Source organism: Caballeronia humi, from assembly GCF_001544475.1.
GTDB lineage: Bacteria > Pseudomonadota > Gammaproteobacteria > Burkholderiales > Burkholderiaceae > Caballeronia > Caballeronia humi.
The window spans coordinates 1-21610 of record NZ_FCNW02000038.1 but is presented as its reverse complement, the minus strand read 5'-3'; the positions used below and the strand labels follow the sequence as shown (position 1 = coordinate 21610).

The following is a 21610-nucleotide window of genomic DNA, read 5'->3' as shown; positions in this document are numbered from 1 at the left end:
GTCACGCCCCCAATGCGCACGTCGCGAGGAGATGGCGCGCTTCGATCATCTGCGCGCAGTCGTGTCCTTCGGTGAATCCTTCGATCACCGGTTCGAGGCACGCCCTGGCTTCGTCGCGACGTCCTTCGGCGCGCAGCATGGCGGCGATCGCGACGCTGGCGCGCAGTTCGAGCAGCCGCAGGTTCTGCGAGCGCGCCTCGCCGGCCGCGGTGCGCAGCCGCTCGATGGCCGTACCCGGCGCGGCACGCGGGTCGACGCTCTCCACCACGCCTTCGGCGTAAGCGAGATCGACCAGGCCGGTCTGCTGGCCCGTGCCCAGGCAATCGGCGCGGGCGGCTGCAATGCTGCGCCGTGCTTCGTCGTACCGCCCGAGGTGCGCGAGCGCCTGCGCGCGCCACGCGTGAACGTACCCGAGATCGTTGTGCCCGCCGTTGCTCGCGAGATGCGCGATCGCCTCGTCCAGCCGCGCCTGCGCGCTCGCGTACTGCCCTTCACGCGCCGCTGCGACGCCTTCGTAGACCATCGCCCACCCCTTCCAGAAGGGCAGGCGCTGGGTGTCGCACAAGTCGATGCAGCGGCGGCACAGCTCGCGGGCCACGCCGATATCGCCGACTTCGACGAACGGACGCGCCGCGACGCTCAACGCCTGCGACAGCACGAACGGGTGCGCGAGCGCGTCCGCGTGATCGATGGCCATGCGCGCAAGCCTGCGCGCCTCGTCGAACCGTCCCGCCGACAGCTGGCAATAGCTCAGCCAGCAGCAGGCGGTCACCTTGGCGTCGTTGAGGCGCCCGTAGCCCGTGTAGCGCGCGACTTCGTAGGTGTCGTTGACGTACTGGAGCAACGCGACGCAACGTGCGAACTGTGCCTGCTGATACAGGATCGGTCCGACTGCCGCGTACGCCACGATCTTGCTGTCGGTGTCCCCGGTGCGTGAGGCAAGTTCGATCAGTCGTTCGGTCGTCGCGAGGGATTTGCGGGAGTCCGCGGCGGCATAGGCGAAGTTGTTGATGCCGACCAGCGCGAGCACCAGCAGCCGCTCCTGCGTCACGCCTTCCAGGACCATTTCGGCGCGCGCCCACAGCGTGGCGACCTCGGGGCACGCGTAGCCCTTGAGCGCCCAGTGACACGCGGCGCCCGTGACCAGCAAAGCGACCTCACAATCGGCCCGTCGCGTAGAGCCGACCTGGCCGACGAGCGCCAGCCCCGAGTCGACGTGCACGAGCGCCTCCTGATGCCGGTTGCGCGCAATCGCGGTGCGCGCCGCCACGTTCCATTGCTGCACCGCACGGTCGATCATGCCCGCGCACGTCAGATGGTGCGCCAGCAGTTCGGGACTCGCCTTGGCGCGCTCGCCGAAATCCTCGGCGAGCGCCCGCGCGATGCGCGCGTGGATGCGCACGCGCTGGCTCTTCAACAGGCTGTCGTATGCGACATCCCCGACCAGTGCGTGCTTGAAGCGGTAGAAAGCATCGTCGCCCGAGCCGCGCCGGAAAATCAGACCGCTCGCCTCCAGCGACAGAAGCGCCTCGGCGAGCCGCTCGGCATCGACCGGAGCGATCGCGGCGAGCAACGCATGATCGAATTCGCGCCCGATGCAGGCGCCGATCTGCGCGACCGCTTTCACCGGCGCCAGGTGGTCGAGGCGTGCCATCAGCGAGTCGTGCAGCGTGAAGGGAATCGCGAGCGGCGCGACGGGCCCCTTCGTTTCCCAATGATCGCCCGCGTCGCGGAGAAAACCGGCTTCGAGCACGGTTTGCGTCAGTTCCTCGACGAAGAGCGGCACGCCATCCGCACGCTCAAGTATCTGCTCCAGTACGTCGTGCGGAATCGGCTTGACGGCGGTCAGCTCCTCCGCGAATTGAGCAGCCTGGCGCCTGGCGAGGCGGTTCAGATGCAGCAGCGTGACGTTGCCGTGCGCCGTCCACGCCGGTGTGAATTCGGGGCGGCAAGTGATCAGCACCAGAATGGGCCAGTGACGAATGCGTTCGATGAATCGCGCCATGGTCTCTAGCGTATCGGCGTCGGCCCATTGCGCGTCTTCGAAGATCATCAGAAGCGGTTGTCCGCGTGAAAGCCTGAGCGGCTGCTCGACCAGTGCGTCGATGGTCACTTCACGCAGCCGCTGTGGCGAGTCCATGCGCGGCGGATACCGGCCTGTGGGCAGCGACAGCAGCGCGGCAAACAGCGGTGCGACGTGTTCAATCTCGCTCGCTTCCAGTTTCAGGGCGGCTTCCAGTTTGTCGAGGCGCGTTTCAGCCGTATCCTGACGCTGAAAACCGCACGTTTCGGAAAGGTGTCCAATGATCGGATGAAAAGACGAGCCGCTCTGAAACGGCGAACACTGATAGAGCAAGGTCAGATGCGGCTCGCCGGTCAGGCGTTCGCGCAGCACGTGCGCGATGCGGCTCTTGCCGATGCCCGGCTCGCCCGCGAGCAGCACGGCCTGGCCTTCCGATTCGCGCGCGGTCTGCCAGCGCGAGACGAGCAGATCGACTTCATGATCCCGGCCGACGAACGGCATGCTGCGATCCGGGCGGATCGCGCTGAAACGGCTTTCCCGGTACGCGAGGCCCACCACGCGGTCGACACGCACCGGGGCGCCGATGCCCTTGAACGCATGTTCGCCGAAATCTTCGAGTTCGAACGTGGAGCCGAGGAGGCGCCGCGTGCTGGGTGCGATCATGATCTGATCGGGACCGGCGAGCGCGCACAGCCGTGCCGCCAGATTCGGCGTCGCGCCTACCGCGGTGTCGCATGCGGAAGGGTCTTCGCCTTCAACATCGCCGACCACCACCGCACCGGTCGCCACGCCGATGTGCGCGCTCAGTGGCGCGACGGCGGGCAGGCGGCCGACCTCCGCGATGATGTCGAGCGCGGCGCGCACCGCACGTTCGGCGGCATCTTCTCGCGCGCGCGGAAAGCCGAAGTAGATGACGAGACCGTCGCCCAGATACTGCGCCACGTGGCCTTCGTAGCGCGCGACGACGCGGCCGCACGCATCCTGATAGGCGCGCATGACCTCGCGCAGCTCTTCGGCGTCCATGGCCTGGGCGAGTTCGGTCGAGCCGGCGAGATCGCAAAAAAGCACGGTGAGCTGGCGGCGCTCGCCGGGCGGGCGGCCGGCTTTGGCTGGCGGCGGCGGTGGCGCGGGTCTCGCCGTGACAGCCTTGGAGCTTGCGAGCGCATCCAGCAGACGCCGCCTGTGGCCGAGCAGAACGCCGAGTTCAGTGAGGTCGCGTTCGGTCAGAAGCGCAAGCGAGTCCATATCGACGCCGTTGGCCTGGAACACTTCCGCGTAGCGCTCGAGGCCGAGTCCGGCGAGCCAGGTCGAAAGCGAATCCATGACGCGGCTCCTGTGTGCGATGTGCGCGGATGTTGCTGCCAGCCCGCTTCGACTCTAACCACTTAGTTGGTGCCGAGTCAACGCCGGGACATAGTCGAGCAGGACTCCGTGCTGTGGCCGCACTATCAGAGATGCTTAGTGTGTTCGACTGTTGTGGATTCCGGTGCTTTCACTTAAGGCAGCCCCAGCGAGAATCTGGCGCAGGGGCGCAACACAGGTATAGGATTGACCTCGATGACGAAGGCGCGGCCGGCTCAATGCGGCCGTGCGCAACCCGGCGCGATCCTGCCTGCATCCGCACGAGCAGGCGCGCCGTTCGCTCGCAAGGACGGGGATGTACATATTGCTCACCGGAGCGCCGGGGCTCTTTCGGGAAGGTGTCGCCGGGCTGCTGGGCCGTTTCGGCGAAGGCGTCGAGGTGTGCGAGGCGAACAGCCTGGCGGCACACGCGTCGCAAGGGCGCGTGCCTGACTGCGTCGTCATGGACGGCGACGATCCGAGCCGCGACAGCAATGAGCGCGAAGCCGTCCGCATTCACGCTCGCGCGGCGCCGGTCGTCGTGTTGCTGAGCCACCCAGGCCGGGCGGAGGTGGGCGCGCTGATTGCGGCGGGCGTATCCGGATGCATCGAGAAGTCGGCTTCGTCCGGGATGCTGTTCGACGCCTTGCGACGCGCGCTCGCGGGCAGCGTCTTCTTGCCTGAATCGCTGCGTGCGGATCGCGCAGATCAGAGGTGCGCTTTGCCTGTCGATACCGGCGCTGAAGCACGGTTGTCCGGCACGCCCGCGCCCATGCCCAACCTGCGCTTGACGCCCCGGCAGATCGACGTGCTGGCGCTGCTCGCGCGCGGCCGTTCGAATAAGGTGATCGCGCGTGAGCTTGAGATGGCCGAAGCCACGGTGAAAACGCATCTCTCCGCCATCTACAAGGTTCTGAACGTGACGAGCCGCGGAGAAGCGAGCGCGGTGGCGGCGCGCCTCGAAAGCATCCGCGATGCGCAGGTCGGTAATGCGGTGTTGGGGCGGATCTCGATGGAGCATCTGCTCGCGGATGTGGACAGCCAGCACTTCCGCCCGGGCGAGGTGCTGTTTCGCAAGGGCGACCCGAGTGGAGAGCTGTTCTATCTGGTCCGGGGCACCGTGCTGCTCAGTGATATCGGCATCGTGCTGAATGCGGGCGCCGTGCTGGGCGAGATCGGGCTCTTTACACCCGAGCGCCGCCGCACCGCGACGGCCGTCTGCAAAACCGACTGCGAAATGCGCATCGTCGGCGCCGCGGATGCGGTCCGCCTTTACTACCAGGACCCCGAATTCGCGATCTACCTGATCCAGCTTCTCGCGAGCCGCCTGCAGGCCGATAGCTCCCGGCGCGGCTGATTCAAGCACCCACTTCCAGCGCCAGCAGATTGAGCGCGATCAGGATCGCGTCGCGATTTTCGATCGTGAGCGCAATGCCGAGCGTCGTCGCGAGCCAGCCGCCGATTTTCGTCGTGCCGAAGTCGGCGGGCGTCTCCGTCTTTTTCTTTGTCACGCCGAGCTTGCGCGCGCGATAGTGATACGACGGAATCTCGTGCTCGCTCGCGACACTCCTCAGCCCGCCTTTGCATCGCCGGTTCGCGCCGAGCGTGGCGGACAGGATCACCCGGTCGGTGACGTCAAGCGAACCGACGAAGAGACGCGCCGACGCGCGCACGCTGGCCTCGGTGAGACCATGCTCCGCCAGCGCCGAGGCGATCGGATCGGCGAGGGAGCGCGCATGGGCGTCGATCCTGGCGGCCATGTCGTCGACTTCGAGCGACACATTGCGCTGTACGCTCGCGCTGCGCAAGCAGTCGATGAGATAGCGCCGGAAATAGGCGCATAGCGCGTAGACCGTCGAAGGCGCGCTCTCGGCGCAGGCGTGCGACACGGCACGGTCCGCATCGAGTCGCAGCACCCGCGAGAAGATGAACTGCGCGATGAGTTCCTCCTTGTCCTCGGGCAGCGCGCGCAACTCCGACGGATGGTAGCTGCGCAGCGCGAAACGCACGAGCCGATAGATTTGCGCCATCTCGGCTTGCGTGAGACTCGCGCGCCGATGCCAGAGATCGAGTAGCGTCGCGGCGTCGAGCACGAGGCTCGCGCCGGGGTGCTTCAACGCTTCCATGATGAACTCCGCAACGCACGCGATACGCGATGACCGCTAGTGAGGCCGCGCTTTGCTATGAATCCGATCGCGTCACCGGCGAACGCAGGCGAGCCCGTGTTTGCAGCGGATGCTTCGGCAAGCTCGATCTTCTTCCCGACACTGGCGAACGATGTCATGAGGCCCCCTCTTTCCAATGAACCATCCGCGTACGGAAATGACGCCGCGCATGCGGCGGAAGCGACGCGCACGCGGTGCGCGGCCGCTTCATGCGTTCAAAGGTAGGAGGAACAGGGGCGTCGCGAAATCGGCCGAACCGGCTACATCGAAAGTCGTAGATGCGCCCGTTCGGCGCGGCTTTCGGATGGGCGAAGACAGGCACGGTGGCCTTCACATAGGAAACGATGAGCAGGTGGCGAATTTGCAATCTGCACGTCGTATTCGCGCGCAGTCTGCCCACACGACGCGCGCGCTTTCAAACGCGAAACGAGCGTTCGTCTTTCCGAAGCAGACCGCGACGACTCGCATCGACCAGGATGACGAACCGTCAGCGCGGCATGTATCCCCGGCGCATCCCGCCATCGCGCGGCGACTGCCTGGAATATGGAACGATCGATACCGAGGTGACCACGATGACTATCCCACTCAACGGCAACGCTGCGCCACTGGACGAAGACGGTGTCGGTAACGCGCTGGATACGTTGGGAATCAACGCCCCCGAACTGTGGGCCGTGCTCGCGGTCGAGACGCGCGCGTGCGGCTATCTTGCGGACGGAAGGCCCGCGATTCTCTTCGAACGTCACAAGTTCCACGCCGAGACGAAAGGCCAATTCGACGCGAGCCACCCCGACGTCAGCGCTCCCACTGCGGGCGGCTACGGGGCAGGCGGGGCTCACCAGTACGATCGCCTCGCGGAAGCCGCGGCGCTCGACGAGACTGCGGCACTGAGGTCCGCGTCGTGGGGCCTCGGGCAAGTGATGGGCTTCAATTTCTCGTCGGCGGGTTATTCGAGCGTGCAGGACATGGTGTCGGCGATGACCCGCTCGGAAAGCGACCAGTTGCAGGCGACCGCCCGGCTGATGGTCGGCAACGGATGGCAGAAGCCGCTGCGTCAGCACGACTGGGCCACCTTCGCCAGAAACTACAACGGACCCGACTTCCGCGCCAACAACTATGACGTGCGGCTCTCGGGCGCCTTCAGCAAGTTCGTCTCGGGCGGCACACCGGACCTCACGTTGCGGGCGGCGCAGGTCTATCTCACCTACCTCGGACTGGAGCCTGGCGCCATCGACGGCGTGATGGGCCGCTTCACCCGCTCCGCGCTCAACGCATTCGAGGCTCAGAAGCAGTTGCCTCTGACCGACGGCGTCGATGTGAACCTGCTGGGCGTGCTCCGGCAGGCGGCGCAGGACAAGCGCGCCCGTCAGTGAGCACGGACGGCGCCGCCGGTCGAGCCGTACCGGCGACGCGAAGGAGACCATCATGATCGAGACACCTGAACCGAACGACCCTGGCGAGCGGCAGCAACTGTCGGCCGAACTCGACCGCTGCGCGAACCTCATCGCCCATGCGGCACACATGGGCATACCGGTCCGCGACGCGGATATGGCCGCCGTGCGTGCCGCTCGCGAGGCGCTCGAACTGGGCGCCCCAAGCAGACCGACCCGCGACGCGTTCCATGCCGCCATGCATCGCATCGCGTGCGACGCGCAATACCCGGACCCGCGCATCGCCGAGGACCTGAACCGTTGCGGTGATCTCGTCTCCTACGCGGCGCAGGCGGGCAAGCCGATCTGCGAAAGCGACATCGCATGCCTTTCGGTTGCGCGCGCGGCGCAGCACGATGTTGCCTGGGACGCGATGACCGAGGCGCTGTTCTATGCGGGGATGAGCCGCATCGCGCGCGTCGTCTCACCGATCATCGCCGAGACGGCGGGCGCGGAAGCGCGCAAGGGCGCGCGGCAGGCAATCAAGCTCTACACCTGGGCCTCATTCGGGCTGGCGTTTCTCGTGGTGTCGCTGTCCTGCCTGCTGTTCGTCGTCGATCAGATCTCCACCGATGTGTCGAAGGTCGTCGAACAGAACGACGCCATGGCGCTGTCGATGCATAACCTCTTGCAGGCACATCGCGCGAACATCATCGCGGCGAAGGATAAGGGCGAAGACGCCGTGCAGCAACTGCAGAACTCGCAGCCGGCCTTGCAGATCAAGCAGTCGCTGCAACAGTTTGCGACCAACAACCGGCAACTCTATGCCGACGTGAAGCGCACCGAGGCGATTCGCCAGTTTTTCTTCATCGGCGAGGCGGATAGCCCCTACAAGCCCAGATGCGCGCCGAGCCGATCGCTTGCAGACAAGCGCGACAGCGAGCTGAACGTGAGCCTGGGAAGGCCGATGGGCGCGGCGGGCAAGGCGGACCCGACGGTCAACTGGAACTGCGACGCCGACAACCGCCGACGCGCACTCGAAGTCGATCTACCGCTGCTCGGGACCGGATCGTGGAAGGAGTCCGCCGGCTCGCGATCGGAAAGAACGTGGCGACCGGAGGATGCGGTCGAGCAGGGCTTCCAGAAGATAGCCGTCTATCAGGATATCCGCGCGATGGCGACGAACGATCGCGACGTCATCCTCGCCTTCGTCGGGGCGATCACGAGCTTCCTGCTGCCCGTGCTGTACGCATGGCTCGGCGCGTGTGCCGCGATCCTGCGGCAACTGAGCGCGGATACGTCGGCGAGCCTGTTTCATCCGGAGCATTCGACGGTCGCAAACCGCGCGCATATCACGACGGCCGTGATCGTCGGCATCTCGATCGGCCTGTTCAGCAAGCTGCTGCACGAAGGCGTCGAGTTTTCGCCGCTCGCGGTTGCGTTCGTCGCGGGCTACGCGTCGGACAAGTTCTTCGCATTCATCGACCGGCTCGTGAGCGCCATCTTCCCGGCGCGCGTGCCTGGCCGGACCGAAGCGGCGCCCCTCGCGCCTAAGAAGCCGCAGCCACGCGCGGATACGGCGAAGGCCGCGCAATAAACGACGTTGATTCCTTCGATGACGTCAACGTTGCTGTTCCTGTCAACTTAAGTCAACTCTGGAGCAAGCCATCATGAAATCATTTGTCTTCGCAGTCGCTGCCGCGTCGGTGCTTGCGGCTCCCGTTGCTTCGTTCGCGCAAACGGACTCGTCGTTGACGAAAGCGCAAGTGCGCGCCGAGCTCGTTCAACTGGAAGCGGCGGGCTACATGCCATCAAGCGGCGACGGGCAGACCTATCCGGAGAATATTCAGGCAGCGCAGGCGAGCCTGTCAGCCAGCGGGGCCGCAACCGGCTATGGGGGAGCGGCGGGCGGAGCGTCGGCATCTGGCGGCGGCACGGGATTCAAGCCTGTTTCGGCTGCCGAGATGAGGAAGATCTATTCGGGAGGGCAGCGCTGAGGCGGGGGGTGCTCTTGCTTGGGCCAGCCCGCCAACACGCGGATCGCGACGCGCACCACCTCGCCCGGCACGCCCCCCAGGTACGAGGTAATGAGAGGGCCATCGAACGAAGCGAAACAATGCGATCCAAGGCAAAAGAGCGGGCTGGCTACGCTGCGCCCGCTCCGCGCCCCGCGTGCGCCAACGCCTGCGCCAGCCTTGCTCCGACCTCCGCATTGTGTTTCACGAGCGCGATGTTTGTCGCCAGGCTGCGCCCACTCGTCAGCGCCTTGATGTGAGCCAGCAGGAAGGGCGTCACCGCCTTGCCCGTGATTCTCTGCGCCTTGGCCTGCGCGAGCGCCTGCTGGGTCAGCGCGTCGATTTCTTCGAACGTCATCGCCGCCGCCTCCGGCACTGGCGTGCTCAACACCACGCCGCCTGCGAGGCCCAGATCCCACTTGGTCCGGATGAAGCGTGCCTGCTCCGCCACGTCGTCCAGCCTGAAGTCCGCGCGAAAGCTGCTGTCGCGTGTGTAAAACGCAGCAAAATTGTCTTGCTCGCAACTCAGCACCGGCACGCCGTGCGTTTCCAGGTATTCCAACGTGAGTCCGATGTCCAGGATGGACTTCGCACCGGCACAGACCACCGCCACCGAGGTCTTCGCCAGTTCCTGCAGGTCGGCCGAAATGTCAAAGGTTTCCGGCGCGCCGCGGTGCACGCCGCCAATGCCGCCGGTAACGAAGACCTCGATGCCGGCCAGGGCGGCACAAATCATCGTCCCGGCCACCGTCGTGGCGCCGAGCCCGCCGCCGGTCAGCACGGCCGGCAAGTCGCGGCGGCTGACCTTGTGTACCCGGTCCGCGCGGCCGAGCAGTTCCAGCTCATCGTCCGAAAGGCCGATATGGATTCGCCCGCCGATCAGCGCGATGGTCGCGGGCTCGGCTCCCAGGCCGCGGATCAACGCCTCCACGTCGCGCGCGGTGCGAACGTTCTCTGGGTAGGGCATGCCGTGAGCGATGATGCTCGATTCCAGCGCCACGAGCGGCCGGCCGGCGGCCTGCGCCGCGGCCACAGGCGCGCTGCAGGTCAGCCAGGAGCGTGCAAGGTCCGCAACCATGTCGATGCCCTCCGCGGTGTGATTCATTTCAAGTATGCGGCACAAGGCTCGTCGACGGCTCGCTTTGCAAGCGCGGGGGGGCACCGTTGCCACCGGGCCTGTTGCTTCAAGTGCGATCGCCTTCAGGGCGTACGCATCTTCGAAGAGGCGTCTTGTCGGGGCTGCCTGAAAATGCCGAAATCGATACGGTTCAATCGTTCGATCAAATCTGGACGAAGCTGACGTTCGAATGTCAGCATGAAGGCTTGCTCACACCGCTCGGTCTGTGCACGCACGCTGTTGCCAATCCGGAGTACGCTGGCCGGTACGGCGGATCGCCGTTGCAATGAGATGGCAATTATCATGAAGGGTTGAACGGGCCCGTCGTCGAAATGTGGTTGCGCGCGCGACGCACGGCGGGCGTTCCCGAGGCTGCCAGCTTGTACGTCGCGGTGCATTTTCCAGTGTCGCTGTATGCCCCCTCGATTGAGCAGCGCTCGATCGCCGACGGCGAGCCGCCGCAAACGCCGCGTGCAACCCCGTTCCAGGTGTGGCCACTAGTCGAACCGATGTGTATCGAGGGGATGTCGAGCACCTGATGCGCGTTGCGCACACGGCGCTCGTGGTGCAAAAAGGACAGACGTTCACGCTCTGAACGTGTTCGATAGTCGATTTCGGGTCGGGAGGTTCCATGCCACCGCTACGCGCAATCAATCTGCTCCAGTCGGAGGAAGGCTCCCGTCTTCATGGTCCGGAACTCGACCGATGGCGCCGCTGGGGGCCCTATCTGAGCGAGCGGCAATGGGGCACGGTTCGTGAAGACTACAGCGAGTACGGCACCGCCTGGGACTTTTTCCCGCACGACCATGCGCGCAGCCGCATGTACCGCTGGGGCGAGGACGGCATTGCCGGATTCGGCAACGACCCGCTCGACTGGTGCATATCGCTCGCGCTTTGGAACGGGCACGATCCGATCATCAAGGAACGGCTCTTCGGGCTGACGAATGCGGAAGGCAATCACGGCGAGGACGTGAAGGAGCTTTACTTCTATCTCGACGGCACGCCGACGCATTCGTACATGAAAATGCTCTACAAGTATCCTCATAACGCATACCCGTACCAGGATCTGATCGACGAAAGCCGGCGGCGCGGCGCCGATCAGCCCGAATATGAAATCCTCGATACGGGCGTGTTCGACGATAGCCGCTATTTCGACGTCTGCGTCGAGTATGCGAAGCACACACCCGACGATATCGTGATGCGCGTCACCGTCGAAAACCGCGCGGATCAGCGCGCGGCACTTCATGTGTTGCCGCAATTCTGGGCCCGCAACAGATGGGCGTGGTCCGGCAAGCCCGGCAAGCCATCGCTCACGCTGGAGCCGAATACAGAGGAAGGCGCGCGGGTGGTCGCGCACAATCCCGCTCTCGGAACGATGATCGTGACGGCGTCGGCGCAGCAGCCTGTCGAGTGGCTCTTCTGCGAAAACGAAACGAATGTGCGCCGCATTTTCGGAGTCGATGGAGCGGGGCCCTTCAAGGACGGTATCAATGACTACCTCGTCGACGGCGACGAGCAGGCAATCCGGCGCGACAAGGGCACTCGCGCCGCCGCACACGTGGCTCTGGGGTTCGCGCCTCATGAGCGCTCGGTGCTGTATCTGCGCTGGCGTCCCGAAGCGGCTCCGGATGCCGTGTCGCTCGACCTGGAAGGGCTCTTCGCGCGACGGCAAGCGGAAGCCGACGAGTTCTATGCGGCGCTCCAGCACGACATCACCGACGCCGATGCGCGGCTCGTTCAGCGTCAGGCGCTCGCCGGCATGCTGTGGACGAAGCAGTACTACCAGTTCGACGTGACCCGCTGGCACGACGGTGACCCCGGCCAGCCGAAACCACCGAAAGGACGCAGGCAAGGTCGCAATGCGGACTGGCGGCACATGTGCAACGGCGACATCGTGTCGATGCCCGACAAGTGGGAGTACCCGTGGTATGCGTCGTGGGACCTGGCGTTTCATGCGGCGGCGTTCGCCATGATCGATCCCGACTTCGCGAAGAAGCAATTGCTGCTGCTCGTGAAGGAACGCTATATGCACCCGAACGGGCAATTACCCGCCTACGAGTGGGCGTTCAGCGATGCGAATCCGCCGGTTCATGCGTGGGCAACATGGCGCGTGTACGAGCTCGACCGCGAGATTACAGGCGTTGGCGATCACGAGTTTCTCGAAGTCATGTTCCACAAGCTCTTGCTCAATTTCTCGTGGTGGGTCAACCGCAAGGACGCCGATGACCGCAACATCTTTCAGGGCGGCTTTCTGGGGCTCGACAATGTCGGCATCTTCGACCGGTCGTCGCCGCTGCCGACCGGCGGCCGCATTGATCAGGCCGACGGCACTGCTTGGATGGCCTCGTACGCGCTTGACCTGATGCAGATCGGCCTCGAACTGGCGATGACGAATAGCGCGTACGTCGAAATCGCGGTGAAGTTCTTTGAGCATTTTCTGTATATCGCGGAAGCGGTCAGTTGTGGCGAAGGCTGCAACACGGGTTTATGGGACGGACATGATGAATTCTTCTACGACGTACTGCACCTTCCGAATGGAACCCGTGTGCCGATGCGCATTCGTTCGATCGTCGGACTGATTCCGCTCTTCGCCGTCCACGTGCTGGAGGAACAGGTGTACGGCCATCTGCCGGGACTGCGCGAACGGTTAGTGTGGTTTCTCGATCATCGGCCGAATCTGGCAAAGCTGGTGTCGCGCTGGACCGAACCCGGCAAGGGCAAGACCACGCTGCTCTCGCTGTTGCGCGGACACCGGATGAAATCGCTATTGCGCCGCGCACTCGATGAAAACGAGTTTCTCTCGGAGCACGGCGTGCGGGCGCTGTCCCGTGTACATCGCGATTCACCGTACGTCTTCGATCATGACGGCGTGAGCGTCTGCATCCAATACCAGCCTGCTGAATCGGACTCGCGTGTTTTCGGAGGCAATTCGAACTGGCGCGGACCGGTCTGGATACCTGTCAACTACCTGCTGATCGAATCGCTGTATGAGTTCTATCGCTACTACGGCGATGAGTTTCGCGTCGAATATCCGACGGGATCGGGTAACAGCTTTTCGCTGAGCGAGATTGCCGACGACCTTGCACGGCGCGTCACCACGCTCTTTCTCAAAGATGCACACGGCGCACGTCCCGTGATGGCGGCCTATCCGATGCTGCAAGCCGACCCACGTTCACAGGATCTCATACTGTTCCATGAGTACTTTCACGGCGACAACGGACGTGGCGTCGGCGCTTCGCATCAGACGGGCTGGAGCGGGCTCGTCGCGCTGCTGCTCCATCCGCGCATGATGAAGCTGTCCCACGTAGTGCCTGTTGCTGCGTCGGTGGCCGCGCCAGTGGACGAAGACACCGCAGCCGCCATGGCGCGGTAACGTTTTGAATGCTGGAAGGCCGTTGGCGCACAATGCGCGATGAATTCTGTCCAACCCGTGAGTCGAGGAGCAACCGATGGCTACCGAATCTCCCGCAGGCGAACTCGGCCTTGCCGCGCCCGCGTTTTCGCTGCCCGCAACCGACGGGCGAACCTGTACGCTTGACGACGTGCGCGGCGCGAAGGGGCTCGTCGTGATCTTCATGTGCAACCATTGTCCGTACGTGCAGGCTGCCTTGCCGCGGATCGTGCACGAAGCGCGCGAGTTGGCGGCATTGGGTATCGGCACCGTGGGGATCAACTCGAACGACGCCGCCGCCTATCCGGAGGACTCGTTCAAACGCATGGTAGCGCTCGCGGTCGAGCGGCAGTTTCCTTTCCCGTATCTGCATGATGAGGCGCAGCAGGTTGCGCAGGCGTACGGTGCGGCGTGCACGCCGGAGTTCTTCGGTTTCGACGCCAACTTGCTGTTGCAATACCGCGGCAGGCTGGATGCTTCACGCAAGGTTCCGGTGCCCGGCGCGCGCCGCGAACTGTTCGAGGCAATGCAGCAGATCGCGCAAACCGGCGTCGGCCCGGATATGCAGTATCCGGCGCTCGGATGCTCGATCAAGTGGAGGAGTTCATGAGGCGCCGACGCATCGGGCGTCCCGCCTGTACCATTGGCTCAGACGCTGCCTGTCCCTTTGTCCGCCAGCGGCAACCTCACGCGGAAAATTGTTTCGGCCGGACTCGAGCCGGCTTCGATCGTACCGCCATGCCGGTTGACCACGATACGATAGGCGATGTGCAACCCCATCCCCAGGCCGTGCCCCTGCGCCTGGCTATCCGGCTTCGACGTAAAGAAAGGCTCGAACAGGTGCGGCCCGACCTCCTTCGGAATACCGGGCCCGGTGTCGGTGATCTCGACCACCGCATGGTCCGCATGGCGACGCGTGCGGACAGTCAGTTCGCCGTGTCCGTTCATCGCCTCGACGGCATTTTCGATGATCCGGGTCCATACCTGGTTGAGTTCGCTGCCATACACCGAAAGACGCGGCAGGCTGCGGTCGTAGTCGCGCACTATCACGATGCCCGGGTTGAGTTCATGCGCCATCACGGTCAAAGTATCCTCGATGCCGTTGTGAATGTCGACTTCCTGCCGCGGTCCCTGATCCATGTACGAGTAGGACTTCACGGCCTTCACAATATCGGAGATCCGGGCCGCGCTGCGCATCGCCTCATGCATCAGCGAGCGAAGCTCCAGGATCTGGGCAATCCACGAAACGGCCGCATCGAGTTGCTCCGCGTTCAGGCGGGCAGCCAGTTGCGCGAGGGCATCGGATGTGATTCCATGCGCGATCAGGCATGGGGCCGTCAGCCACGGCTTTGCCACGCCATGGGTAGCAAGCCAGTCACCGAGCAGCGACTCCGCTTCGCCTTGCCGTAGCGCATTCTCTGCGCTTGTGCCGGCCTGCGTTGCGCCGCGCGCGGCCAAGGCCCTAAGTTCATCGACGGCCTCGCGAGGAACTGCGCGCGAGCCAAGCGCCAGGGCTGAATCCTCTAGCCTCGCAATTTCGCCAAGCATGTGGTCGAGTGCCCGCGTCATGGCTGACGCAGGATTATTCAGCTCGTGCGCAAGCCCGGCCGAGAGCTTGCCTAGGGCGGCCAGTTTCTCGCGATTGCGCCCAGCCGTTTCGAGCGCGGTGAGCCAGTCGGTCATCACCCGGGCGACAATGCGTGTAAATGAACCGCACGACACGAATAAATCGCGGAAGGCTACTTCCGGAAGCCGCGCAAGACGGCAATCGGTTGCAGCACTGAGGGTTGCTGGATAAGGGATTGACGCAACCATGCACGGCGTTCCGAAGATTTCGGGTGCGACAAAGCGCTCAGAGGAAAGCTCGCCTTCGGCACGTCTCCTTGTCCGGGCCTCTCCTTCAAGAAGAAGGAGCAGACCGGTGCTCATTTCGTTTTCACGGAGCAGCACGTCTCCCGCCTTGGCGGCGAATTCGGTCAGGTTGTCGGACAGCCATTGCAGACGTTCACGCGGGAGGTCCGCGAAGACCGGTATCCTGCCCAACTCGTCGAGTTCGATCATGGTTCGCTCCCGCCTCACGACGGAGATACAGGCGAAGCGGTGTCGTCATCATCCGGCCGTTTCCCCTGAGCGCACCGACGACCCGAGGCCTTTGCGCTGAATGCCACCTGTCCCGTCAGCCCCTGATTGCGCATCACGGTGAAAAAGCAGACGAATGCCCCCACACGCCATCGTGGGGCGCTGGACGCCGCCCGCCTGCACCTATCATATGCATTCTGGGCGATGCCAGATATGCGATTGACATTAGACGCCGTTCAATCTGGGGTCACCCTGTTTCAAGCAAAGTGACGGCAGGTAGGCCTCGGATTGCTGCGGGTCTCGGCGGTGTGCGGTGCATCTTGCTGCATGTTGGAATCCTTGCAGGCCGCAAGACCGATCTGGCAACCCCGGCTCAAAGTGCTAGGCTTGTAGAGTCATATGTGCACTGCGGCGGGCCGCATGAGATCGGCCGTTTCACGGGCGACCCTGCGTTCGATCATGTCCAGTCCGTCGACCGGAATCGCTCATCGAGTCTGCAAGAAACATGGACAAGCCCGTCATCATCGCGGTCGACGACGACCCGGAAGTGGTTGACGCGGTCGCGCGCGACCTGCGGCTTGGATACGGCGAGCACTATCTGATCGTGCGTGCCGGATCGGGGCAGGCCGCGCTCGAAGCGGCTCATCAACTGCGGTTGCAGAACCGCTCGGTCGCCCTGTTTCTCGTCGACCAGCGCATGCCGCAAATGAGTGGCATCGAGTTTCTTGAGCAGGCGATCGCGCTGTTTCCCGAAGCCAAGCGGGTGCTGCTGACGGCGTACGCCGACACCGACATCGCGATCCGCGCGATCAACAAGGTGCGGCTCGACTATTACCTGCTGAAGCCGTGGCATCCGCCGGAGCTTACTTTCTACCCGGTGCTCGACGATCTGCTCGAAGCATGGCAGGCAGCGTGGCGCAGCACTTTCAAGGGGATTCGCCTGATCGACCATCGCTGGTCGCCGCAAGGCCATCAGATGCGCGACTTCATGGCGCGCAATCATATTCCATATAAATGGCTGGACGTGGCGAGCGGCGGCGAGGCCGACGCATTGCTGAGTTCGCTCGACGCTGCCGCGAGCCAGCTGCCCGTGCTGATTTTCGAGGACGGCTCGGCGCTGAGCCGTCCGACGATCGCTCAGATTGCCGACAAAGTGGGACTGATCACCCATTCGACAACACCCTTTTACGACATGCTGATCGTGGGCGGCGGACCGGCAGGGCTGGCCGCCGCCGTATATGGCGCGTCGGAGGGCTTGAAGTCGGCGATCATCGAGCGCCAGGCGCCGGGTGGACAGGCAGGCACCACTTCGCGCATTGAGAACTATCTCGGGTTCCCCACCGGGGTGAGCGGCGCGGAACTGTCGCGGCGCGCGCTCACCCAGGCCAAGCGTTTCGGCGCCGAGATCATCGTGACACAGCGGGCGGTCGGCACCCGAGTCGAAGGTCCCTACAAGTTCGTCACCCTGACCGACGGCTCGGAGGTGAGCTGCCATGCGCTCCTGGTGGCGAGCGGCGTGGCGTACCGGAAGCTGGACGCGCCCGGCGTGGAGCGTCTCACGGGAGCGGGCGTCTACTACGGTGCGGCGATGACCGAAGCAGTCTGCTGCGCGAATCAGGATATCTATGTGGTCGGAGCGAGCAATTCGGCCGGTCAGGCCGCGATGTTCCTCTGCAAGTACGCGCGCAATGTCGTGATTGTGTGCCGTGGCCCGTCGCTCGGTGCAGGGGTCTCGCGCTACCTGATCGACGAGATCGGCGAGACCCCTAACGTCAGCGTGCGTCCTCACACCCTGGTGTCCAGCGTCGACGGCGAAGGCCATCTGTCGGAAATTGCGTTGTGCGATGTCAACACCGGCGCGATCGAAGTTGTCCCGGCCGGTGCCCTGTTTATCTGCATCGGTGCCGAGCCGTGTACCGAATGGCTGGGCAATGTCGTGGAGCGCGACGACAACGGCTTCGTGGTGACCGGGCGGGCGTTGCTGACGGACGGCAAGCGCCCGCGCGGATGGTCACTGGCTCGCGACCCCTTCCTGCTGGAGACGAGCGTGCCTGGCATCTTTGCGGCGGGTGACGTGCGTGCCGGCTCGATCAAGCGAGTCGCGGCAGCCGTGGGCGAGGGCTCGACCACCGTGCATCTGGTTCATCAATACCTGGCTACTTTATGATCGACCTTGCCAAACTGCGTGCAGTGCCGCCATTCGCGGAACTATCGGACGAACGGTTGCAGTGGCTGGGCGACCACCTGGCGGAAATCCACGTAAAAGCGGGGGACGTTCTCCGACGGGAAGGCGACACGAATCCCGTTTTTTTCGTCGTGCTGGAAGGGGAGTGCCAGGCCACGAAGTTTTCCGGAGCGAAGCAGATACCTACTAACCGGTTTATCGCGCCAAGCTTCTTTGGGGGCGCGGCCCTGCTCGCGGGTACGCCTGCGCCAGGCACGGTCGTTGCCGCGACTCCTTGCCACATGGCGCTGCTTCCGGAACGCGCGTTCAAGGAACTGCTCTTGTCCTCCGAGGCCTTCAGCCGAGCGATTTTCCGTACATCCCTCGATCGCCTCACCACCCTGGAGGCAACCGTGCGCAACCGGGAGAAGCTGGCCGCACTGGGCACTCTCGCGGCGGGGCTCGCGCATGAGCTGAACAATCCGGCGGCGGCGGTGGCGCGCACGGCCGATTGCGCGGTCGAGACACTTGCGATGCTGAACAATGCGGCTGTCGCGCTCAGTCGCAGCACCATTCCGCCGGACGCGATGAGCGCGCTCGATAGCCTCGGCGCGAGCAAGGGACCGGCGCACGGCCCCGCCGGCGACGCGTTGCAGCAGAGCGAGGCCGAGGACGCGCTTCTCGACTGGCTGGCGAAGTTCGGCATCGCGAGGCCATGGCTTATGGCGCCGTCCCTCGCGCGAACAGGGATCAGGCCCGCGGACCTCGAACCGCTGGTGACCCGCCTGAACGAGGAACAGTTTGCGGCCGGCATCCAATGGCTCGCGGCAACCCTGGAACTGCGTTCGCTGGTGGAGGAAACGCGGCGCGGCGCGGTGCGCATCTCCGAAATCGTCAAAGCGATGAAGTCCTACTCGTACATGGACCAGGCGCCGCAGCAGGCGGTCGATCTCCACGGCGGCATCGAAGATACGCTCACCATCATGCAGCACCGGCTCAAGCACGGTGTCACCGTGCGCAGGGAATATGATCGCAGCCTGCCGAAATTGGTGGTGTATGGCAGCGAACTCAACCAGGTATGGACCAACCTGATCGACAACGCCATCGACGCAATGGAGGGCAAGGGAGAGATTGTCATCCGCACTGGCCGCGACGCGAACGATGCCGTCATCGAAATCACCGACAACGGGTCCGGCATCGCGCCGGAAGTAATGCCGCACCTGTTCGAGCCGTTTTTCACGACCAAGCCGCTGGGCGAGGGCACGGGTCTGGGTCTCGACATCTCCTACCAGACGGTGGTCCAGCGGCATAGCGGAGAGATTCGCGTCGATTCGCGTCCGGGCCGCACCACGTTTCAGGTCCGCCTGCCGCTTGCTCCGCGAGGCTCGGTAAGCAAGTAGAAGAGGAGCGCCATTGCGCCATCGCCATGTTCTTCGGCAACGCGCCCAGCTATTCAACGTTGGGTAACAGTAGACAGCGCGGCGCGGCGCATCGTCACGATCGCAGCGACGGTGGCGCGGCGACGAATGGGACGATTATCCGGCATGGCACGCAGGTCCATTTTCGCCAATAATGGCCCCACATCCACCACCGGACGAGGGCCGCCATGCGGTACAGTCCCGACGCCATCCGCACCGTCGCCCTGGTCGGGCATGCCGGATGCGGCAAGACATCGCTTGTCGAAGCGCTGTTGCACCAGAGCGGCGCGTTACACGCGCCCGGCAGCGTGGAGCGCGGCACCACGGTCTGCGATTTCGACCTGTTCGAGCGCAAATATCACCACTCACTGAATTCTGCTGTCGTCCACCTGCACTACCGGGACACGCGCATTTATCTGCTGGACACGCCCGGATATCCAGACTTCTCCGGGCTGTCGATCAGTGTCCTGCCCGCTGTGGAAACTGCCGCCATCGTCATCAATGCACAGACCGGCATCGAAATGACCACCCGGCGCATGATGGCGTGGGCAGAGGAGCGCAAGCTCTGCAGAATGATCATCGTGAACGGTATTGATGGCGAAAAGGTCGATCTTCCGGGGCTTCTAACGCAAATCCAGGCGACCTTCGGCAAGGGATGCCTGCCCATCAATCTGCCGGCACAACGCGGCAGCCGGGTGGTGGATTGCTTTTTCAACCCTGTCGGCGACGCCGATTTCCTGTCGGTGGCGGCTGCACACGATGCGCTGGTCGATCAAGTGGTCGAGATCGATCCCGGCTTGATGGAGCTTTACCTGGAGCAAGGGGAGGCCATCAGCCCGGAGCAGCTGCACGAGCCGTTCGAGCGGGCGCTGCGCGAAGGTCATCTGATGCCGATCTGCTTCACGTCAGCGGCCAACGGCGCCGGCATCGCGGAATTGCTCGACGTCTTCGTCCGGCTCCTGCCCACTCCCCTGGAAGGCAATCCGCCGCTCTTCTATCGCGACGCTGGCGGTCGCAAGGAAGTCGTGCGAGCCGAGCCGGTCGCGGACAAACACGTACTGGCCCACGCCTTCAAGATTGTCATGGACCCTTACCTCGGCAAGATGGCCGTGTTTCGCATCCATCAGGGCACGATCAGGCGCGATACCCAGCTTTATATCGGTGACGGGCGCCAGCCATTCAAGGTGGCTCATCTAATGATGCTTCAGGGCAAAGAGCACGTGGACGTCCCGCAAGCCGGGCCAGGCGATATCTGCGCCACGGCCAAAGTCGACCAGATCGGCTTCGATGCCGTGCTGCATGACGCCCCCGAGGACGGCAACATCCACCTGACCCCGCTCCACTTTCCCACGCCCATCTATGGTTTGGCGATCGAGCCTGCGCGCCGAGGCAACGAGCAGCGCCTCTGGGAGATTCTGCAAAAGCTGAGTGCGGAAGACCCGTGCCTGCGCATCGAACACCCGGTCGGCACCAACGAGACGGTGGTACGGGGCCTGGGCGAGTTGCACCTTCGCCTGATGCTCGAGCGACTATCCGAGCAGTACAAGCTCGAGGTCGTGACGCGGCCGCCGACGATCGCCTATCGGGAAACCGTCGGTGCCAGGGCCGAGGGGCATTATCGCCACAAGAAGCAAACCGGGGGCGCCGGGCAATTCGGCGAAGTGATGCTGCGCGTGGAGCCACTTCCGCGAGGCACCGGTTTCGAGTTCGTCGACGCCGTCAAGGGCGGCGCTATCCCAGGCCAGTTCATTCCCGCCGTGGAAAAGGGCATCCTGCAGGCCATCGACAGCGGACCGCTTGCCGGCTTTCCGATGCAGGATGTGCGCGTCACCGTCTTCGACGGCAAGAGCCATCCCGTCGACTCCAAGGAAGTCGCATTTGTCTCCGCCGGGCGTAAGGCCTTCATCGATGCCGTGCTGAAAGCCCAGCCCATCCTGCTTGAGCCTATCGTGGACATCGAGGTGATGACGCCGGAAGCCTCGATGGGTGACATCATCGGCGACCTGTCAGCCAAGCGCGGGCAGGTTCATGGCACACGCACGGCCGCTGGCAACGCCGTGGTCGTTGTAGGAAAGGTCCCTTTGTCCGAACTCAACAACTATCAATCTCGACTGAACGCCATCGCTGGCGGACACGGCAACTACAGCATCCAGATCAGCCACTACGATCCGGTGCCGCCCGCTCAGCAGGAGCGGATGGCGTCGAAACTAAAAAAGCAGGGCGACGACGGGACGGCATGAGCGGAACCGCCAAGGTTGCCCTTATGCGCTTGGACTATTTGAAGCCGTCACGATTCAACCAGCCGCTCGCCATTCGCTGCCGCTGAAGTGCGGCGTAAGGCTGAATCTTCGTTGTGTTCGAGGCACGGTCACATCAATCGAAGTGAGTCACCTTATTTAACATAATCTTAATTAGCGAATTTTTTGATTTAGCTCCCAAGTTCAAATGTCGCGTTTCTGCCAGATAGATGGAATGGCCGCCTCCCGCCTTAACGGTCCGTCCGGCGCGGTCTCGCTTCCGGAACGTGCGA

The 21610-nt window shown here is 64.0% G+C and carries 13 protein-coding genes; 9 read left to right on the top strand and 4 right to left on the bottom strand.

The window, feature by feature from the left end:
- Window position 1 precedes the first annotated feature (1 nt).
- Window positions 2-3346 (bottom strand): adenylate/guanylate cyclase domain-containing protein, encoded by a 3345-nt coding sequence (locus AWB65_RS25525; RefSeq protein WP_087669807.1) that lies wholly within the window; start codon window positions 3344-3346, stop codon window positions 2-4.
- A gap of 334 nt (window positions 3347-3680) precedes the next feature.
- Here AWB65_RS25525 and AWB65_RS25520 point away from each other — a divergent pair, with 334 nt between their 5' ends.
- Window positions 3681-4721 (top strand): LuxR C-terminal-related transcriptional regulator, encoded by a 1041-nt coding sequence (locus AWB65_RS25520; RefSeq protein ID WP_087669806.1) that lies wholly within the window; start codon window positions 3681-3683, stop codon window positions 4719-4721.
- Between the two features lies 1 nt (window position 4722).
- Here AWB65_RS25520 and AWB65_RS25515 read toward each other — a convergent pair whose 3' ends face one another.
- Complete coding sequence (locus tag AWB65_RS25515) at window positions 4723-5490, bottom strand: hypothetical protein (protein WP_087669805.1); 768 nt, start codon at window positions 5488-5490, stop codon at window positions 4723-4725.
- Between the two features lie 611 nt (window positions 5491-6101).
- Between AWB65_RS25515 and AWB65_RS25510 the strand changes: the two genes are divergently transcribed.
- From AWB65_RS25510 to AWB65_RS25500, 3 genes are all read left to right on the top strand, one after another.
- Window positions 6102-6899 carry an N-acetylmuramidase family protein gene (locus AWB65_RS25510; protein ID WP_087669837.1) on the top strand — a complete coding sequence of 266 codons (798 nt, stop codon included), beginning with the start codon at window positions 6102-6104 and terminating at the stop codon, window positions 6897-6899.
- A 52-nt stretch (window positions 6900-6951) separates the two neighbouring features.
- A complete protein-coding gene (locus AWB65_RS25505) occupies window positions 6952-8493 on the top strand; it encodes a hypothetical protein (RefSeq protein WP_087669804.1) in 1542 nt (513 codons plus the stop codon).
- Between the two features lie 73 nt (window positions 8494-8566).
- On the top strand, window positions 8567-8893 hold the full coding sequence (locus tag AWB65_RS25500) for a DUF4148 domain-containing protein (RefSeq protein WP_087669803.1): 327 nt from the start codon (window positions 8567-8569) through the stop codon (window positions 8891-8893).
- Between the two features lie 148 nt (window positions 8894-9041).
- On the opposite strand, the gene AWB65_RS25495 is transcribed toward AWB65_RS25500, so the two are convergent.
- Window positions 9042-9989 (bottom strand): pseudouridine-5'-phosphate glycosidase, encoded by a 948-nt coding sequence (locus AWB65_RS25495; protein WP_087669836.1) that lies wholly within the window; start codon window positions 9987-9989, stop codon window positions 9042-9044.
- Between the two features lie 670 nt (window positions 9990-10659).
- Here AWB65_RS25495 and AWB65_RS25485 point away from each other — a divergent pair.
- Together AWB65_RS25485 and AWB65_RS25480 are read left to right on the top strand one after the other, a co-directional pair.
- Window positions 10660-13401 carry an MGH1-like glycoside hydrolase domain-containing protein gene (locus AWB65_RS25485; protein WP_087669801.1) on the top strand — a complete coding sequence of 914 codons (2742 nt, stop codon included), beginning with the start codon at window positions 10660-10662 and terminating at the stop codon, window positions 13399-13401.
- Between the two features lie 76 nt (window positions 13402-13477).
- On the top strand, window positions 13478-14029 hold the full coding sequence (locus AWB65_RS25480) for a thioredoxin family protein (protein WP_087669800.1): 552 nt from the start codon (window positions 13478-13480) through the stop codon (window positions 14027-14029).
- Window positions 14030-14067: 38 nt separating this feature from the next.
- Here the strand turns inward: AWB65_RS25480 and AWB65_RS25475 are convergent, their stop codons facing one another.
- Window positions 14068-15480 carry an ATP-binding protein gene (locus tag AWB65_RS25475; protein WP_087669799.1) on the bottom strand — a complete coding sequence of 471 codons (1413 nt, stop codon included), beginning with the start codon at window positions 15478-15480 and terminating at the stop codon, window positions 14068-14070.
- 523 nt (window positions 15481-16003) lie between these two features.
- On the opposite strand from AWB65_RS25475, the gene AWB65_RS25470 reads away from it, so the two are divergent.
- From AWB65_RS25470 to fusA, 3 genes are all read left to right on the top strand, one after another.
- Window positions 16004-17665, top strand: coding sequence for an NAD(P)/FAD-dependent oxidoreductase (locus AWB65_RS25470; RefSeq protein ID WP_087669798.1), 1662 nt, complete (start codon window positions 16004-16006; stop codon window positions 17663-17665).
- Window positions 17662-19062: an ATP-binding protein gene (locus AWB65_RS25465; RefSeq protein WP_087669797.1), complete on the top strand. Its 1401-nt coding sequence runs from the start codon at window positions 17662-17664 to the stop codon at window positions 19060-19062. The genes AWB65_RS25470 and AWB65_RS25465 overlap by 4 nt, the downstream gene beginning before the upstream one ends.
- Window positions 19063-19268: 206 nt before the next feature.
- A complete protein-coding gene (gene fusA / locus AWB65_RS25460; RefSeq protein ID WP_087669796.1) occupies window positions 19269-21320 on the top strand; it encodes an elongation factor G in 2052 nt (683 codons plus the stop codon).
- The last annotated feature ends 290 nt before the right edge of the window (window positions 21321-21610 follow it).

Excerpts from the sequence above, each read along its gene's own strand:
- AWB65_RS25525 (WP_087669807.1), bottom strand. The coding sequence starts at position 3,346 with ATGGATTCGCTTTCGACCTGGCTCGCCGGACTCGGCCTCGAGCGCTAC.
- AWB65_RS25520 (WP_087669806.1), top strand. The coding sequence starts at position 3,681 with ATGTACATATTGCTCACCGGAGCGCCGGGGCTCTTTCGGGAAGGTGTC.
- AWB65_RS25515 (WP_087669805.1), bottom strand. The coding sequence starts at position 5,490 with ATGGAAGCGTTGAAGCACCCCGGCGCGAGCCTCGTGCTCGACGCCGCG.
- AWB65_RS25510 (WP_087669837.1), top strand. The coding sequence starts at position 6,102 with ATGACTATCCCACTCAACGGCAACGCTGCGCCACTGGACGAAGACGGT.
- AWB65_RS25505 (WP_087669804.1), top strand. The coding sequence starts at position 6,952 with ATGATCGAGACACCTGAACCGAACGACCCTGGCGAGCGGCAGCAACTG.
- AWB65_RS25500 (WP_087669803.1), top strand. The coding sequence starts at position 8,567 with ATGAAATCATTTGTCTTCGCAGTCGCTGCCGCGTCGGTGCTTGCGGCT.
- AWB65_RS25495 (WP_087669836.1), bottom strand. The coding sequence starts at position 9,989 with ATGGTTGCGGACCTTGCACGCTCCTGGCTGACCTGCAGCGCGCCTGTG.
- AWB65_RS25485 (WP_087669801.1), top strand. The coding sequence starts at position 10,660 with ATGCCACCGCTACGCGCAATCAATCTGCTCCAGTCGGAGGAAGGCTCC.
- AWB65_RS25480 (WP_087669800.1), top strand. The coding sequence starts at position 13,478 with ATGGCTACCGAATCTCCCGCAGGCGAACTCGGCCTTGCCGCGCCCGCG.
- AWB65_RS25475 (WP_087669799.1), bottom strand. The coding sequence starts at position 15,480 with ATGATCGAACTCGACGAGTTGGGCAGGATACCGGTCTTCGCGGACCTC.
- AWB65_RS25470 (WP_087669798.1), top strand. The coding sequence starts at position 16,004 with ATGGACAAGCCCGTCATCATCGCGGTCGACGACGACCCGGAAGTGGTT.
- AWB65_RS25465 (WP_087669797.1), top strand. The coding sequence starts at position 17,662 with ATGATCGACCTTGCCAAACTGCGTGCAGTGCCGCCATTCGCGGAACTA.
- fusA (WP_087669796.1), top strand. The coding sequence starts at position 19,269 with ATGCGGTACAGTCCCGACGCCATCCGCACCGTCGCCCTGGTCGGGCAT.